General features: G+C 64.0%; 12 protein-coding genes. 2 read left to right on the forward strand and 10 right to left on the reverse strand.

What is annotated here, in order from left to right; genetic code table 11:
• Window positions 1–90: 90 nt before the first annotated feature.
• From AB688_RS24465 to AB688_RS24490, 6 genes are all read right to left on the reverse strand, one after another.
• Entirely contained in the window at window positions 91–1,521 is a 1,431-nt protein-coding gene (locus tag AB688_RS24465; RefSeq protein ID WP_419555255.1) for a gamma-aminobutyraldehyde dehydrogenase, read from the reverse strand.
• A 12-nt stretch (window positions 1,522–1,533) separates the two neighbouring features.
• Entirely contained in the window at window positions 1,534–2,883 is a 1,350-nt protein-coding gene (locus tag AB688_RS24470; RefSeq protein WP_081255316.1) for an NAD(P)/FAD-dependent oxidoreductase, read from the reverse strand.
• A gap of 249 nt (window positions 2,884–3,132) precedes the next feature.
• Window positions 3,133–4,158 carry a PDDEXK nuclease domain-containing protein gene (locus AB688_RS24475; protein WP_063546204.1) on the reverse strand — a complete coding sequence of 342 codons (1,026 nt, stop codon included), beginning with the start codon at window positions 4,156–4,158 and terminating at the stop codon, window positions 3,133–3,135.
• Between the two features lie 148 nt (window positions 4,159–4,306).
• Window positions 4,307–5,698 (reverse strand): GABA permease, encoded by a 1,392-nt coding sequence (gabP, locus tag AB688_RS24480; RefSeq protein WP_063546206.1) that lies wholly within the window; start codon window positions 5,696–5,698, stop codon window positions 4,307–4,309.
• A 418-nt stretch (window positions 5,699–6,116) separates the two neighbouring features.
• Window positions 6,117–7,049: a magnesium transporter CorA family protein gene (locus tag AB688_RS24485; protein ID WP_063546208.1), complete on the reverse strand. Its 933-nt coding sequence runs from the start codon at window positions 7,047–7,049 to the stop codon at window positions 6,117–6,119.
• Between the two features lie 12 nt (window positions 7,050–7,061).
• Window positions 7,062–8,540 carry a RimK family protein gene (locus tag AB688_RS24490; protein WP_231100340.1) on the reverse strand — a complete coding sequence of 493 codons (1,479 nt, stop codon included), beginning with the start codon at window positions 8,538–8,540 and terminating at the stop codon, window positions 7,062–7,064.
• Between the two features lie 200 nt (window positions 8,541–8,740).
• Between AB688_RS24490 and AB688_RS24495 the strand changes: the two genes are divergently transcribed.
• On the forward strand, window positions 8,741–9,847 hold the full coding sequence (locus tag AB688_RS24495) for a peptidase C39 family protein (RefSeq protein WP_063546212.1): 1,107 nt from the start codon (window positions 8,741–8,743) through the stop codon (window positions 9,845–9,847).
• A 97-nt stretch (window positions 9,848–9,944) separates the two neighbouring features.
• Here AB688_RS24495 and gudD read toward each other — a convergent pair whose 3' ends face one another.
• Both gudD and AB688_RS24505 read right to left on the reverse strand, forming a co-directional pair.
• The gene (gudD, locus tag AB688_RS24500) at window positions 9,945–11,294 is read right to left on the reverse strand and encodes a glucarate dehydratase (protein WP_063546214.1); all 1,350 of its coding nucleotides are present in this window, start codon (window positions 11,292–11,294) and stop codon (window positions 9,945–9,947) included.
• 20 nt (window positions 11,295–11,314) lie between these two features.
• The gene (locus AB688_RS24505) at window positions 11,315–12,667 is read right to left on the reverse strand and encodes an MFS transporter (protein ID WP_063546216.1); all 1,353 of its coding nucleotides are present in this window, start codon (window positions 12,665–12,667) and stop codon (window positions 11,315–11,317) included.
• Window positions 12,668–13,008: 341 nt separating this feature from the next.
• Here AB688_RS24505 and AB688_RS24510 point away from each other — a divergent pair, with 341 nt between their 5' ends.
• Entirely contained in the window at window positions 13,009–13,692 is a 684-nt protein-coding gene (locus AB688_RS24510) for a FadR/GntR family transcriptional regulator (RefSeq protein WP_054894280.1), read from the forward strand.
• Window positions 13,693–13,795: 103 nt separating this feature from the next.
• On the opposite strand, the gene mmsB is transcribed toward AB688_RS24510, so the two are convergent.
• Both mmsB and AB688_RS24520 read right to left on the reverse strand, forming a co-directional pair.
• Window positions 13,796–14,683 carry a 3-hydroxyisobutyrate dehydrogenase gene (gene mmsB / locus AB688_RS24515; RefSeq protein WP_063546218.1) on the reverse strand — a complete coding sequence of 296 codons (888 nt, stop codon included), beginning with the start codon at window positions 14,681–14,683 and terminating at the stop codon, window positions 13,796–13,798.
• Window positions 14,684–14,693: 10 nt separating this feature from the next.
• Window positions 14,694–16,217, reverse strand: a complete 1,524-nt coding sequence (locus tag AB688_RS24520) for a CoA-acylating methylmalonate-semialdehyde dehydrogenase (protein WP_054894278.1) — start codon at window positions 16,215–16,217, stop codon at window positions 14,694–14,696.
• Between the last annotated feature and the right edge of the window lie 114 nt (window positions 16,218–16,331).

A 16,331-nucleotide genomic window follows, 5' to 3' on the forward strand; every position in this document is an offset into this window, starting at 1 on the left:
TTGGCGAAACGTCTGGACATCCAGTCCTGCAGTCATCCCTGCTTGTTGTTGTGTTCTTGTGTTCTTGTGTTCTTGTGTAGTTGCTCGGCCTCAGCCGATGTCGATCATGATGTGCCGCACGCTGGTGTAATCCTCCAGACCGTACAGGCTCAGGTCCTTGCCGTAGCCTGACTGGCGCAGCCCGCCATGGGGCATCTCGGTAGCCAGGGTCATGTGCTGGTTGACCCAGACACAACCGTACTGCAGTTGGCTGGCGGTGCGCATGGCCTTCTTCACATCGCGCGTCCATACCGAGGCCGACAGGCCGTATTCGCTTTCGTTGGCCCAGGTGAGCACCTGCTCTTCATCGTCGAACGCCGTGACCGACACCACCGGACCGAAGACTTCCTTCTGCACGATCTCGTCGTCCTGGCGCACACCGGCGATGACCGTCGGCTGGAAGAAGAAGCCCGGGCCATCGACAACCTTTCCGCCGACCAGCACTTCGCTGTGCGCCAGCGCCGCGGCACGCTCGACGAAGCCCTGCACGCGCTCTTGCTGGCGACGGCTGATCAGCGGGCCGAAGTCGCTGGCCGGATCTTCAGGGTGCCCGGTACGCAGGGTCGAGACCTCGGCAGCCAGTTGTTCCAGGAATTGCTCGCGCACCGACTCGGCGACATACACGCGGCAGGCTGCGGTGCAGTCCTGCCCGGCGTTGTAGTAACCCCCGGTACGCATCATGCGCACTGCAGCCGGGATGTCGGCATCGGCGAACACCAGCACCGGCGCCTTGCCGCCCAGCTCCAGGTGGGTGCGCTTGAGGTTGCCTGCAGCGGCGCGGACCACAGCCTGCCCGGTGGCGATGTCACCGGTGACCGAGACCATGCGCACCTTGGGATGGGCGCTGAGCTGCGCGCCGAGGGTGGCACCACGGCCGGAGAGAATGTTGACCACGCCGCGCGGGAAGATCTCGGCACACAGCCGCGCCAGGTACAGGGCGCTCAGTGGCGTCAGCTCGGACGGTTTGAACACTACGGTGTTGCCGGCTGCCAGGGCCGGGGCCAGCTTCCAGGCGGCCATCAGCAGCGGGTAGTTCCACGGCGCGATCAGCCCGACCACGCCGAGCGGGTCGCGACGGATCATGCTGGTGCTTCCGGCGACGTATTCACCGGCGGCGCTGCCCGGCAGGCAACGCGCAGCCCCGGCGAAGAAGCGAAACACATCGGCGACCGCCGGCACTTCGTGGCCAATCGCCTTTTGCAGCGGCTTGCCGCAGTTCTGGCTTTCCAGGGTGCCTAGCGCCTGGGCGTCGGCTTCGATGCGCTCGGCCAGCTTGAGCAGCAGGTAGCCACGCTGGCGCGGTGGTGTGCGCGCCCAACCGGTGAAGGCAAGCTCGGCGGCATCGACGGCGGCATCCAGCTGGGCCGGCGAGGCATCGGCCAGCACATGCAGCACACGCTCGTCGGCTGGCGCCAGGATCGGCGACTCGTCGCCCTGCCCGCGCACCAGCTCACCGTCGATAAGGTACTCGCTATAGATCATGACGCTCTCCAGTTAGACGGACGCGCGCTCGGCGTCCTTGAAGCGATACCAGGCGTAGGCCATGCGCTGGCCGACACGCAGGAAGGATTGGAACGGGAACGGCTTGGGCGCCTGGTGCAGGAACGGCACCGGTGTGGGCCGGGCTTCACCGCAGGCCATCTGCGCCAGGCGTTTGCCGGTCTGCAGCGAGAACGACACGCCACTGCCGGCATAACCGCCGCCGGTGTAGGCATTGGCCACGCCCTGGATCGGGTAGCAGTGCGGTAGCGAGTTGTTGGTCACCGCGACCCAGCCGCCCCAGTTGTAATCCACGTCGATGCCCTGCAGCGCGGGGAACTTGCGACACAGCGCCGCCAGCAGGCGCTCGCGGTGCAGTGGGTTTTCCGCGTCGCGGCCGTTCACCGCGCTGCGACCGCCGAAGAGAATGCGATCGTCCGGCAGGCGGCGGTAATAGAACAGCAGGTTGCGGGTGTCGAACATGCAGTCGGCACCCGGCAGGCTGGCCTGCTTTTCGGCGGCGCTCATCGGCCGGGTGACGATGATCTGCGAATGCACCGGCAGGATCCGCCCGGTCAGTGCCGGGTGCAGTTGGCGCGAGGTGTAGCCGTTGGTGGCGACCACCACCTTGCGCGCGGTGATCACTCCGCCTGGCGTAACCAGGCGATGGCCCTGCGCGCTGCTGGTCCAGGCGGTCACCGGCGAGCCGGTGTGCACCCGCGCGCCAGCCTCGCGGGCCATGCGCTGTACGCCCCAGGCCAGTTTCAGCGGATGCATGCTGAAACCGTCGGGCATGTGCAGTGCACCAAACGACTCGGCACCCGCGTGTACCGCCTGCAGGTCGGCGGCTTCGACGAAGCGGGCCGGGTAGTCGAGCAGGTCGTTGTACAGGCCCATTTCGCGCTTGAGCGACTCGACGTGAATGGCCTTGCTGGCGACCTTGTACACGCCATCCGGCTGCGCGTCGCAGTCGATGTTGCCGTCGCGGATCAGGCCGCGGGTGGTGTCCAGCGCCTGGCGCATCTCGTTGAAGTACTGGCGCGCGGTGTCGGCGCCGTAGCGCTCGATCAGTGCAGCCAGCGGTACGCGGCCACCGGAAATGCGCGCGAAGCTGCCATTGCGTCCGCTGCAACCCCAGGCAGTCTGGTTCGCCTCCAGCACCACCGCCCGCACCCCGTGCTCGCGGGCCAGGTGCAGCGCGCAGCTGAGGCCGGTGTAGCCGGCACCGATGATCGCCACTTCGACGTCTTCGTTGCCACGCACCGGGCCATCGTCGGCGATCGGCGAGCCTGCGGTATCGGCCCAGTAGGACGGCGCATGGGGCTGGGCCCGGCCTGGGTTCGCATCAACCAATGGATCGTACAATTCAAGCCTCACGTATCGCTGTGCGATATTTATTGTTCGATTTAATGGTTAAGCTAATAGTGATTTTGATATTCGTCAATTGATTATTTGACGAGTGGTGATAGCTCCGGCGCACTTGCAGGAGCGGGCTGCCCGCGAAAAAGACATCGCGCAGCCTGGCGCGGGCTACGCCCGTGTTCGCGGGCAAGCCCGTTCCTACAACGGTTGGGCTGGCGTTCAGATAGGGATCGAGCCGGTTTCGGGGGAGGGTCAGCGGGCGTCGAGGGCGTAGAACTCTTGCAGCTTGGCCTGCAACAGCGCCTTGTCCGGCAGGCAGGTCTGGTACTCGGCGACGAGGGCCGGTGACAGGCTGCGGTTGAGCGCGTACTCGACCACCTCGTCATGCTTGCTGGCGCACAGCAGTACGCCGATGGCGGGGTTTTCATGCGCCTTGCGCTCGTTGCGATCCAGCGCCTCGAGATAGAAGTCCAGCTTGCCCATGTACTCGGGCTCGAAGCGCCCGACCTTCAGCTCCACCGCGACCAGGCAGTTCAGCCCGCGATGGAACAGCACCAGATCCACGGCAAAGTCACGCCCACCGACCTGCAGTGGATACTCCGAGCCAACGAAGCAGAAGTCGCGGCCAAGCTCCACGAGAAAGTCCTTCAAACGCTGCAGCAGGCCCTTGTGCAGATCGGCTTCGGCATGCCCCTGGGGCAGATCGAGGAAGTCCAGCATGTAGGCATCACGGAACACCGAGAGGGCTTGCGGGTGGGCCTGGGCAAGAGAGGCTGATGCCTTGAGCGGGTCGGCAACGCTGCGCTCGAACAGGGCGGCTTTCATCTGGCGCTCCAGTTCGCGCTTGGACCATCCCTCCTTGATGGCCATCCGTAGATAGAACTCTCGCTCCTCCACGCGTCGGCTCTGCCCGAGAATGATCATGTTGTGGGTCCACGGCAGTTGTCTCACCAGCGGTGAGACAACCTCGTCGTGACGATAGGCCTCGAAGAACTGGCGCATACGGAACAGGTTCGGTCGCGTGAAACCACGCAAACCCGGCTGCGTGCGCGCCAGGTGGGCGGCCAGTTGGCTGACCACGGCATCGCCCCATTCGGCATTCTCGATCTTGCGACTGATGTAGGCACCGACCTGCCAATACAGCTCGATGAGCTGTGTGTTGACGGCTTGCATGCAGCGTTGTCGTGCCGAGTGGATGAGGTTCACGACCTCATCGAAGCGCTCCTCCCTGGCGGGTGTGGCGTTGGTTGCGTGGTCATGTTGCTGTGGGTCTTTCATCGAAGGGTTCCTGGCATGGTTCGAAGCCAGGAAGCCTATCCAGGGGTGCATCCTAAAGATGTCGGACCGCTCCGAGGTCGCTGTGGTAAACGACAGAGGGGCGCCTGGTAAAAGCGCCCCTCGTCATCAACCGTTACATGCGCCCTGCCTAGCCCATTGAGCGCACCGCTACCTTGCGGTCATGCCCGCGCGTGGTGACGATGCCGAGGAACGAGATGAGGATCGCCAGGCTCAGCGTGGCGCTGACCTCTGCGCGGTGCTCCTCCGTATACATCATCACTGCCAGCGCGCAGCTGATGAACACGATCACTCCCCAGGTCAGCCAGGGGAACAACCACATGCGGAACTTCAGTTCCGTGCTCTCGCGCTCCAGGCGCCGGCGCATGCGCAGTTGCGAGATGGCGATCACCAGGTACACCAACAGGGCGATGGCGCCAGAACTGGCGAGCAGGAACTCGAACACGCCCTTGGGGGCGAAGTAGTTGAGGATGGCGATGGCCGCCCCGATCAGTGTGCTGCCGAACACCGCCGCACGCGGCACGCCAACCTTCGAGGTGCGCTTGAGCATGGCCGGGGCGTCGCCGCGCTTGGCCAGCGAGAACATCATGCGCGAGGCGATGTAGATCGACGAGTTCATGCAACTGGTCACGGCGATCAGCACCACCAGGTCGACCATGAACGATGCGTTGGGGATGTTCATGATCTCCAGCGCCCGCTGGTACGAGCCCACCACCGCAAGCTGCGGATCGTTCCACGGCACCACGGAGATGATCACGAAGATCGACAGGATGTAGAAGGTGCTGATCCTCCAGATCACCGAGCGGGTGGCCTTGGCGATGTTGCGCGCCGGGTCGTTGGATTCGGAGGCGGCGATGGTCACCGCTTCCGTACCGATGAAGCTGAACATCACGGTGATGAAGGCGCCGATCACCGCCGACCAGCCCTTGGGCGCGAAGCCGCCGTGCTCGCTCATCAGTGTGCTCAGGCCACTGACTTCACGGTTGGGCAACCAGCCCATCAGCGCGGCAAAGCCCAGGCCGATGAAGCCCAGGATCGCCGTGACTTTGAGGATCGCGAACCAGAACTCGAACTCGCCGTACTTGGCCACGCTGAACAGGTTGGTGCAGGCCAGCAGCAATACCGATGCGAGGGCAAAGATCCAGCTATCGACCTGCGGGAACCAGGCGTTGAGCACATGGCCTGCGGCCAACGCTTCGATGGGAATGACCAGCACCCAGAACCACCAGTACAACCAGCCGATGGTGTAGCCGGCCCAACGGCCGATGGCCTGGTCGGCGTAGGTGGAAAACGATCCGGTGTCGGGATGGGCGACGGCCATTTCGCCGAGCATGCGCATGACCAGCACGACCAGCGTGCCGGCGACGAAATAGGAGAGGATGGTGGCGGGCCCGGCAGCCGCGATGGCGTGTCCGGAGCCGACGAAAAGTCCTGCACCGATGATGCCGGCGATGGACAACATCGTTACATGACGTGGCTTGAAACCTTGTGCAAGGTTGCCATCAGTTCCCACGGTGTTCATTGATCTTGTTCTCTTTTTGCTGACACAAGGAAGGACGGGCAGGCGTAGGCGAAAACTATCTCCTTTCTGGACAATGAGTTGCACGCGGCTCAAGTGATTTTATTGACGTTGTTCACGGGTTGGGCGAGCGGCGGCGTCGAGATCGGCTTCATTCAAACAGCGCGGGTGCAGGGCAAATTGTTCCAGCGCGCCATGAAGCTGTTCGATCACGACACCGGGACTTGCGAAGGCGGGTCAAATCGATGCTATCCACCGCGAAGGTTTTTTCGCGGGCAAGCCCGCTCCCACAGGAATTGGGCTGGACCTTCAGATTTTGAGCAAGACAGTTGCTACTGGTCGCGACGGTGATCCCAGTAGTAGTTCACCACCGCGAAGATCACGATCACCGACACCACGCACAGCCCTATCTGCAGATTGCTCATGCCATCCTCCGCGCCATGCGCTTGAGCCCCAGTACCATTCCCGCCCCCAGCAGCATCATCGCCAGCACCAGCAACGAATAGGACGCCCACCACGGCACCCCGGCCGTCATCATGCTGAACTCGGACATCCCGCCGATGCTGGCGATCAGGTTCAGCGGCAGGAACACCACGTTGATCAGGGTGAGCTTGCGCAAGGTTTCGTTCATCGCGTTGTTGGCCAGGTTGCCGCGCGCGTCCATCAGCCCGGCGAACACCATCGAGTAGATCTCGGCCTGTTTGTGGCACTGGGTGTTCTCGATGACCAGGTCGTCGATCAGCGCCAGCGCAGCGGCGTCGAAATGCTGCTTCTCGCCGTGGCTGCGCAGGCGGGCAAGCACTGCGCCGTTGCTGTGGATGGCGTTGATGTAGTGGATCAGGCTCTCGCTGAGGTTGAACATCTGCATCAGGTGACGGTTTTCCAGCAACTGCTCGAAGCGCTGCTGCAACTCGCGCCCAACCAGCTTGATCACCTTCAGGTGGCCAAGGTAGTGGTGCAGGTTGTCGAGCAGGATGCCCAGCAGCACATCCAGCGGGCGCTCGAGCGCATGGCGATTGCCCAGGCCGTCCAGGGGCGAGCTGTCCGGGGCGATCAGTACCAGGCGACGTTCATCCAGCAACAGGCCGAAGGAGGACACCTGAAAGGCGAAGCTGTCACCACCGGAGTAGTTCTGTGGGCGCTTCCAGATCAGGAACAGGCCGTCGCGATGCGCCTCGATGCGCGACACCTCGTCCGGGTCCAGCGCCGAGGCCAGGGCGTGGGCATCCAGGTGGAACCATGCCTGCAGCAGTTCGCGCTCGGCGCTGTCGGGGTCGACGAACAGCAGCACCTCGCTGTCCAGCCCGTCACCTTCGCGCAACTGGCCGTGGGCCAGGGTATAGCAGGTGATCATGCTCAATCCTCCTTACCAGGCCTGGCCGCGGCGCTTCTGCTCCAGGCGGCGGATGAACTCTTCGAGTACCAAGGTGTAGAGATCTTCGTGCAGGTAGGCGTCTTCGATGCCGGCATCCAGGTTGGGGTTGTCGTTGACCTCGATGACCACCACGCGCTCGCCCACCTGCTTGAGGTCCACCCCGTACAGCCCGTCACCGATCAGGTTGGCGGCCTTGACCGCCAACTCCACCACCGCCCGTGGCGCTTCGTGCACGGCCAGGGTGCGGCATTCGCCGTTGACCTCGTCGCGCTTGGCCTGGTGGTTGAAGATCTGCCAGTGGCCCTTGGACATGAAGTACTGGCAGGCAAAGATCGGCTTGCGGTTGAGCACGCCGATACGCCAGTCGTATTCGGTGTAGAGGTACTCCTGAGCCAGCAGCAGCACCGAGTGCTCGAACAGCTCGCTGGTCGCCTCGAGCAGCTCGGCCTGGTCCTTGACCTTGATCACCCCCCGGGAAAAACAACCGTCAGGAATCTTCAGCACCAATGGGAAACCGAGGCGCTCGCCGACCCGCTCCAGGTCCTGCGGGTTGTCGCGGTAGAGAATCTCGCTGGCCGGCATGGCCAGGCGGTTGCTGCGCAGCAGGTCGGTCAGGTAGACCTTGTTGGTGCAACGCAGGATCGACGCCGGATCGTCCATCACCACCAGCCCTTCGCTTTCGGCCTTCTTGGCGAAACGGTAGGTGTGGTTGTCGACGCTGGTGGTCTCACGGATCAGCAAGGCGTCGTATTCAGCCAGGCGGGCGTAGTCCTTGCGCTCGATCAGCTCGACATCGATACCCAAGCGGTGGCCGGCCTTGACGAACTGCTCCAGCGCCTTGGCATTGGACGGTGGCAGGGCCTCGTCGGGGTCATGCAGGATGGCGAGGTCGTAGCGCGCCATCCGCCGTGAGCGTGGCTGGCGCCAGATCCTGCGGCTGAAACCGTCCAGGGCGTTGGCGAACTGGTCCTGCTGGTTTTCCCGCAACTTGTGCAACGCCCCGGCCTTGACCCCGGCGATGTGCCAGGAGGTGGTCTTGCGAAACTCCACCAGCAGGATCGGGCAGGGAAACGCCTCGAACAACTGCCGAGCGATGTCCTGCAGCGGTTCCAGATCGGTTCGACCGAAATACAGGCTCAAGGTGAAACCTTCGGTTTCGCCATAAGGGTGATTGACCAACGCACTTTCCAGGCGGCCTGCCATCTCATCCAGCGCCAACCCATATAACGACTTGCGCGTCAGTTCGCTGATACTTTTTACAGACGGAATGACATGATGACCCCGGGCCTCGGCTAATAAAGAACAATAATAACCGTGACCCAGATACTTATAGTTTCGGCACAAGTTTATAACTTGCACACGTTGACCTGGCGAAGGATCTGGCGATTGTTCGAGGTATTCCTGAGCGGTCATCATATCTTCGCTTGGAAGGTACGAAGCCCAGTCCTCACGGCGCTCCACGATAATCATCAATTGACTTGACTTGGGGGTGCCCGTCGGCGGATAACTCGCAGCGTGCACGCCGGATAACGCACTTTCCTCGGAGCCGGTCGATAAGGTTTCTTGAAACGAAGACATTGCCTGAAGCCCTGTGTTTGGGACACACGCTTCTATTAAGCACGATGTTTTTCGAATGTCTCGTTTCATTACGCAACTTTTACGGCGGCCCCATGCAAATCGAATTTCGCCTGGCAACACTTGAAGACCTGCCGGCCTTGCTGGCCCTCGAGAACCAGTGCTTCGTCTCGGACCGGCTCAACGCCCGCAGCCTGCGCTGGATGATTGCCCACGCCAACGCCAGCTTGCTGGTGGCACAGCGCGATGGGCAATTGATGGGCTACGCGCTGCTGCTGTTCCATCGCAACACCTCGCTGGCGCGGCTGTACTCCATCGCCATCGCCCCAGCGGCGCGCGGTGAAGGGCTTGGTGCGCGACTGCTGGAACGTGCCGAGCGCTGCGCACTGGAGCACGATCGCGCCTACCTGCGCCTGGAGGTGCGCGTCGACAACCCGCGCGCCATCGCACTGTACGAACGCCACGGCTACCGACGCTTCGCCCAGGTCGAGGACTACTATGAGGACCACGTCAGCGCCCTGCGTTACGAGAAGCGCATCCTCCAGCGCCCGACCAGCGAGGCACGCGCGGTGCCCTATTACCCGCAGACCACCGACTTCACCTGTGGCCCGGCGTGCCTGTTGATGGCCATGGCCGCGCTGCGCCCGCAGTTGCAACCGACACGCCAGGAAGAGGTGCGCCTGTGGCGCGAGGCAACCACCGTGTTCATGACCTCAGGACACGGCGGTTGCAGCCCGCACGGCCTGGCCCTGGCCGCCTGGCGCCGTGGTTTTCGCGTGCACCTGCAACTGAGCAACGACGGCCCGCTGTTTCTCGATGGCGTGCGCCAGACCAACAAGAAAGAGGTGATGCGTCTGGTACACGAGGATTTCTGCACGCAACTGCAGGGCACCGACGTGCAACTCGGCTACGGCCCGCTCGACCTGCCGTCACTGCTGGCCGAGGGCGGCCTGGCACTGGTGCTGATCAGCAACTACCGCCTGACCGGCAGCAAGGCGCCGCACTGGGTGCTGGTGACTGGCTGTAATGCCGACTTCGTCTACCTGCACGATCCGGACACCGACCACGGCCGGCACCGGTTGGCGCTGGACTGCCAGCACCTGCCGGTGAGCCACGGCGAGTTCCAGCGCATGAGCCTGTTCGGTGGGCGCAAGGTGCGGGCGGCGGTGGTGCTGTTCGAGCGGGGGATAACGTCTGCGTAAAGGGCGCTGGGGCGCGGTGATTGGCAGCGGTTTGCTGGCACCAATCACTGCGCGATCCTTCTCACGGGCAAGCCTGCACACAGGCGGGTCAATCGCCTCAACGCACCAGGCAAGGCCGTTTGTTGTCGAAGGTCCACCCCGGCACCAGGAACTGCATCGCCACGCTGTCATCCCGGGCGCCCAGGCCCATGTTGCGGTAGCACTCATGGGCCTTCATCAGTTGGTCTTCATCCAATTCGACGCCCAACCCCGGCCGCGTCGGCACCCGTACATGGCCGTCGACGATGCGCAGCGGCTCGCGGGTCAGACGCTGGCCGTCCTGCCAGATCCAGTGGGTGTCGATGGCGGTGATCTCGCCCGGCGCGGCAGCCGCCGCCTGGGTGAACATGGCCAGGGAAATATCGAAGTGGTTGTTGGAGTGCGAACCCCAGGTCAGGCCCCAGTCATGGCACATCTGCGCCACCCGCACCGAGCCCTGCAAGGTCCAGAAATGCGGGTCGGCCAACGGGATGTCCACCGACTGCGACTGGATAGCGTGGCCCATCTGCCGCCAGTCGGTGGCGATCATGTTGGTGGCGGTGGGCAGGCCGGTGGCGCGGCGGAACTCAGCCATCACTTCGCGGCCGGAATAACCATTCTCCGCGCCGCACGGATCCTCGGCGTAGGCCAGCACATCGTGCTTGTCGCGGCACAGGGCAATGGCCTGCTTCAACGACCAGGCACCGTTGGGGTCGAGGGTGATGCGCGCTTCGGGGAAACGCTCGGCCAGCGCAGTGACAGCCTCCATCTCTTCCTCGCCACGCAGCACGCCCCCCTTGAGCTTGAAGTCGTTGAAGCCGTAGCGGGCCTTGGCGGCCTCGGCCAGGCGCACCACCGCCTCGGGCGTCAGGGCTTGCTCGTGGCGCAAGCGTAGCCAGTCGTCATCGGCCTCGGCTTCGTTGTGGTAGGCCAGATCGGTGCGGGTACGGTCGCCGATGTAGAACAGGTAGCCGAGCATCTTCACCGACTCGCGCTGCTGGCCTTCACCCAGCAGCGCTGCCATCGGCACGTTCAGGTGCTGGCCGAGCAGGTCGAGCAGGGCCGACTCGATGGCGGTCACCGCGTGCACGGTGATACGCAGGTCGAAGGTCTGCAGCCCGCGCCCGCCAGCATCGCGGTTGGCGAAGGTCTGGCGCATGGCATTGAGCACGCGCTGGTAATGGCCGATCGGCTGGCCGACCACCAGGCTGCGGCTGTCTTCGAGGGTCTGGCGGATGTTCTCGCCGCCAGGCACCTCGCCCAGGCCCGTGTTGCCGGCGCTGTCGCGCAGTACCACGATGTTGCGGGTGAAGAACGGGCCGTGAGCGCCGCTCAGGTTGAGCAGCATGCTGTCGTGGCCGGCCACCGGAATCACGCGCAGGTCGGTGACGACCGGGGTCGAGGAGTGAGGCGTCGTCTGCATGGTCATTGTCCTTGTCTGGCAGGCGTTCAATGGGATTGGCCCAGGGCCGATGAGGCCTTGAGGTCAGGGACAGGGGCACCCTTGACACGGGTGCGGACGAAGAACACGGCGATGGCGGCCAGCACCGAGGTCACCGCCAGGCCATACAGCCCGCCCTGGATCGAGCCGGTCTGCTGCTCGAGCAGGCCGAAGGTGGTGGGCGCAACGAAGCCGCCGAGGTTGCCCACCGAGTTGATCAGTGCGATCACCGCCGCAGCGATGCGCGCATCCAGGTACCCCTGCGGAATCGGCCAGAACAGCGACGAGGCGGCCTTGAAGCCGATGGCGGCGAAGCACACCGAAACGAAGGCGAACACCGGCCCGCCCGTGGTCGACATGAACATGCCGATGGCGGCCACCACCAGCGCGGCGGCGACCCAGGCCTGCTGGAATCTCCAGCGTGCGGCCCCGGCGGCGAACGCGTACATCGCCAGGATCGAGATCAGCCAGGGGATCGAGTTGAAGAAGCCGACCTGCAGGTCGCTCAGCTCGCCCATGCGCTTGATGATGCTCGGCAGCCAGAAGGTCGCGGCGTAGATGGTCAACTGGATGCAGAAGTAGATCAGGCAGAACAGCAGGATCTGGCGGTCCTTGAGCAGGCGCCAGGCCGAGGTCTTGATCACCCCGCCCGCCTCTCGCTCGCGCTGCTCGCGGTCGATGGCTTCGACCAGCGCATGCTGCTCGGCCTGGCTCAGCCACTTGGCATCCTGCGGGCGGGAGTCGAGCCAGAAGAACACGAAGAAGCACAGGATCACCGAGGCCATGCCCTCGATGAACAGCATCCATTGCCAGCCGTGCAGGCCCATGCCCTGGATCTGCATCAGCGCACCGGCCAACGGACCTGAGATCAGCGAGGCCAGGGCCGAGCCGCTGAGAAAGATGGCGATCGCCTTGCCACGTTCAGCGGCGGGCAGCCAGCGGGTGAAGTAGTAGATCACCCCGGGGAAGAAGCCGGCTTCGGCGACCCCGAGCAGAAAACGCAGCACGTAGAACTGGGTTTCGTTCTGCACGAAGGCCATGGCGGTGGCGACCAGGCCCCAGGTGAACATGATGCGGGTCAGCCACAGACGCGCACCGACCCGTTGCAGCAGCATGTTCGACGGCACCTCGAACAATGCATAGCCGATGAAGAACAGACCGGCACCGAAACCATAGGCGGCGGCGCTGATGCCCAGGTCGCTTTCAAGGTGTGGGCGGACGAAGCCGATATTGACGCGGTCCAGGTAGTTGACCACGAACATGATGACGAACAGCGGCAGGACATGGCGCTTGACCTTGGTCACGGCGCTGGCCAGCGCATCGTCGCCGGGCAAGGCAGACGCAGGGGGGGTGTCGTTCACGGGATATCTCCCAGTCATTGTTTTTATTGAGGGTGCTGGCGGTAGACGAGGCAGTTGTCTGACATCCAGGTGGAAATGAGCATATTCCCGACGGAGTTGTACGACAAGTTGAAAATTGAGCGAAAAAAGCAAAATACAAGCGTTTAACTGGGTAAAAATCGGCGAAATGCTTTTATAAGGTCGATTACCCAAGGCAATGGGAGGGTGAATATCAGGATGAAAAAAATCTTTGTGGATAACTTGTCATACAAGTAATGTGAGGGCGTTCAGCCGAGTCCTTTCGCTGAACACGTCGCAGCGGCGAGCCGCCGCTTCCACAGGTATTACTTAGAGCCCACGCCATGCCCCGCACCCACAGCCGCGCCCACGACCTGGTCTCGAGCCTCACCCAGCAATTGCTGCTGGGCACGTTCAAGCCGGGCGACAAGCTGCCCTCGGAAAACACCTTGGTGCGCGAGTATGGCGTCAGCCGCACCGTGGTCCGCGAGGCGCTGTCGAAGCTGCAGGCTGCGGGCCTGGTGCAGGCACGTCACGGGATCGGTACGTTCGTCATCGAACGCCAGGCCCGTTCCGGCCTGCGCGTAGGCCCCGAGAACGCAGCCAGCGTGCGCGACCTGCTGGAACTGCGCATCGGCCTGGAGGGCCAGGCCGCCGCGCTGGCGGCCCTGCGCCGCAACGACCGGCAACTGGCGCAGATGCGCCAGGCCCTGGACGACTACCAGGACCTGGCCGCCGCCGGTGACAGCTGCATCGAAGCCGACCGGCGCTTCCACCTGCTGATCGCCGAGGCCACCGGCAACCTGTATTTCAGCGAGATGATGGCACAACTGGGTGACGGCCTGATCCCGCGCAAACGCATGGCCCAGGCCGAGCGCGCCGGGGCCAACCTGGCGGGGCATGCCTATCTGGCCAACCTGGAACACGAGGCGATTCTCAACGCCATCCGCCGCCAGGACCCGGAAGCGGCCAGGGCGGCGATCTGCCTGCACCTGTCCAACAGCCGCGATCGCCTGCTACCCGACTGAGCCGCGTGCAGCGGGCAAAAAAAATCGCGGAACCGGCGCCCCCCCCCTGGTGCGCAGTAACAGGGGAAAGGCCATCCAGCCCGCGATCAAGCCCACTCGCGTATCAATCCTTCTTGCGATACCCCTCGACGATCGCCGAGAAATCCTTGCCGCCCTCGCCTCGCAAGCTCATGGCCTGGTACAGCTGCTGCGCCACAGCGCCGAGGATCACCGGCTGGTGCGCCTGGCGCGCGGCCTCGGTCGCCAGGCCCAGGTCCTTGAGCATCAGTTCCGCACCGAAACCACCGGTGTAACCGCGCGATGCCGGGGCGGTCTCGATCACGCCCGGCCAGGGGTTGTAGGTATCTGAACTCCAGCAACGGCCCGTCGAGCTGTTGATGATGCCGGCCAGCACCTGGGTGTCGATCCCCAGCGCGTTGCCCAGGGCCATCGCCTCGGACACGCCGATCATCGAGATGCCCAGCAGCAGGTTGTTGCAGATCTTGGCGATCTGGCCAGTGCCGACCTCACCGCAGTGCACGATGTTGCGCCCCATCTGTTCGAGCACCGGCTTGAGCGTGGCGAACAGTTCGGCGCTGGCGCCGACCATGAAGGTCAGGGTGCCGGCCGCCGCGCCGCCGGTGCCACCGGACACCGGCGCATCACCCAGGTCGATGCCCTTGGCCGCCGCGGCCTTGGACACGTCGCGGGCGGTCTGCGGGTCGATGGTGCTGCAGTCCAACGCCGGCGTGCCGGGGCGGATGCCGGCAAGCACGCCGTCCTCGTTCAGGTACACGCCGCGCACATGGGCCGCGGCCGGCAGCATGGTGATCACCAGCTCGCTGTTGGCGGCGGCATCCTTGGGCGAGGTGCTGATCTGCCCACCCAGTTCGGCGAGCTCGGCCAGCACGGTCTTGTTCAGGTCGAACAGGTTGAGCTGATGCCCGGCCTTGATCAGGTTGCGGGCCATGGGCGCGCCCATGTTGCCCAGACCGATGAATGCAATGCGCATGGCAGTCTCCTTAGCGCAGGCTGATGGTGGTGTTCACACCGTCGTTGACGCTGTCGTCGTCGAACCAGCGGGCGGTGACGGTCTTGGTCTGAGTGTAGAACTGCACCACCTGCTTGCCGTACGGGCCGAGGTCGCCGAGCTTGGAGCCGCGCGAACCGGTGAAGCTGAAGAACGGCACCGGCACCGGAATCGGGATGTTGATGCCGACCTGGCCGATGTCGATCTCGCTCTGGAACTTGCGCGCTGCCGCGCCGCTCTGGGTGAACAGGCCGGTGCCATTGCCGAACGGGTTGGCATTGACCAGGGCGATGGCCTCGTCGAGGGTATCGACCTCGAGGGTGACCAGCACCGGGCCGAAGATTTCCTGGGTATAGATCTGCATGTCGGTCTTCACCCCGGAGAACAGGGTCGGGCCGACGAAATTGCCCTGCTCGTACCCCGGCACCTTCACGTCGCGGCCGTCCAGCTCGAGCTTGGCGCCTTCCTTGATGCCGCTTTCGATCAGCCCCAGCACACGCTCCTTGGCGCGCTTGGAAACCACCGGCCCGACATCGGTGCCCGGCTCGCTGCCGGCATTGACCTTGAGCTTGCTTGCCGCCGCCTTGATATCCGGCAGCCATTCACGCGCCTTGCCCACCAGCACCGCCACCGACGTGGCCATGCAACGCTGGCCTGCCGCACCGAAGGCCGCGCCGACCAGGGCGTTGATGGTCTGGGTGCGGTTGGCGTCGGGCAGTACCACGGCGTGGTTCTTGGCGCCCATCATCGACTGCACGCGCTTGCCGTGCTGGCTGCCAAGGTTGTAGACATGGGTGCCCACCTCGGTGGAGCCCACGAAGGAGATCGCCTTGATGTCCGGGTGGGTGCAGATCGCATCGACCACCTGCTTGCCGCCGTGCACCACGTTGAGCACACCGGCCGGCACGCCGGCTTCGAGCGCCAGCTCGACCAGCATCATGGTCGACAGCGGGTCCTGCTCGGAGGGCTTGAGGACGAAGGTGTTGCCACAGACGATGGCCATCGGGAACATCCACAGCGGGATCATCGCCGGGAAGTTGAATGGGGTGATACCGGCGCACACGCCGATGGGCTGGCGCAGGGTATAGGTATCGACGCCACCGGCGACGTTCTCGGCGAACTCGCCCATCTGCAGGGTGCCGATGGACGCCGCATGCTCGACCACTTCCAGGCCACGGAAGATATCGCCCTCGGCATCGGCCAGGGTCTTGCCTTGCTCGGCGCTCAGGGTCGCGGCGATGCGCTTGCTGTGTTCGCGGATCAACGCCTGCAACTTGAGCATGATGCGCATGCGCGCACCGATCGGCGTGTCACGCCAGGTCTTGAAGGCTCGTTCGCCAGCAGCGACTGCCGCGGCGACTTCCTCGGGGGTGGCGAAGGGAACGCGCGCCAGTACCTGCTGGGTGGCCGGGTTGACGATGTCGCGCCATTCGGTGGTCTTGGACTCGACCCATTGGCCGTCGATCAGCAGCTTGACCTGCTCGACCTGGGTGTGGGGCGTGTGGGGTGCGTTCATCTGCGCTCTCCTTGGAATTATTGTCGGAACGAAGACGCCTACGCCGCAGCGAACGGGGTGGCGTGCAGGGGCTGAGTTCGAGTATAGATGTGCAAACATCCAACAAGAATGCAC

It is taken from the genome of Pseudomonas putida (genome assembly GCF_001636055.1).
In the GTDB taxonomy this organism is placed as follows: Bacteria; Pseudomonadota; Gammaproteobacteria; order Pseudomonadales; family Pseudomonadaceae; genus Aquipseudomonas; species Aquipseudomonas machongensis.

Coding starts and splice junctions, on each gene's coding strand:
- gabP (WP_063546206.1), bottom strand. CDS start 5,698: ATGAACACCGTGGGAACTGATGGCAACCTTGCACAAGGTTTCAAGCCA.
- gudD (WP_063546214.1), bottom strand. CDS start 11,294: ATGACCATGCAGACGACGCCTCACTCCTCGACCCCGGTCGTCACCGAC.
- mmsB (WP_063546218.1), bottom strand. CDS start 14,683: ATGCGCATTGCATTCATCGGTCTGGGCAACATGGGCGCGCCCATGGCC.
- AB688_RS24495 (WP_063546212.1), top strand. CDS start 8,741: ATGCAAATCGAATTTCGCCTGGCAACACTTGAAGACCTGCCGGCCTTG.
- AB688_RS24465 (WP_419555255.1), bottom strand. CDS start 1,521: ATGATCTATAGCGAGTACCTTATCGACGGTGAGCTGGTGCGCGGGCAG.
- AB688_RS24510 (WP_054894280.1), top strand. CDS start 13,009: ATGCCCCGCACCCACAGCCGCGCCCACGACCTGGTCTCGAGCCTCACC.
- AB688_RS24475 (WP_063546204.1), bottom strand. CDS start 4,158: ATGAAAGACCCACAGCAACATGACCACGCAACCAACGCCACACCCGCC.
- AB688_RS24490 (WP_231100340.1), bottom strand. CDS start 8,540: ATGATTATCGTGGAGCGCCGTGAGGACTGGGCTTCGTACCTTCCAAGC.
- AB688_RS24520 (WP_054894278.1), bottom strand. CDS start 16,217: ATGAACGCACCCCACACGCCCCACACCCAGGTCGAGCAGGTCAAGCTG.
- AB688_RS24485 (WP_063546208.1), bottom strand. CDS start 7,049: ATGATCACCTGCTATACCCTGGCCCACGGCCAGTTGCGCGAAGGTGAC.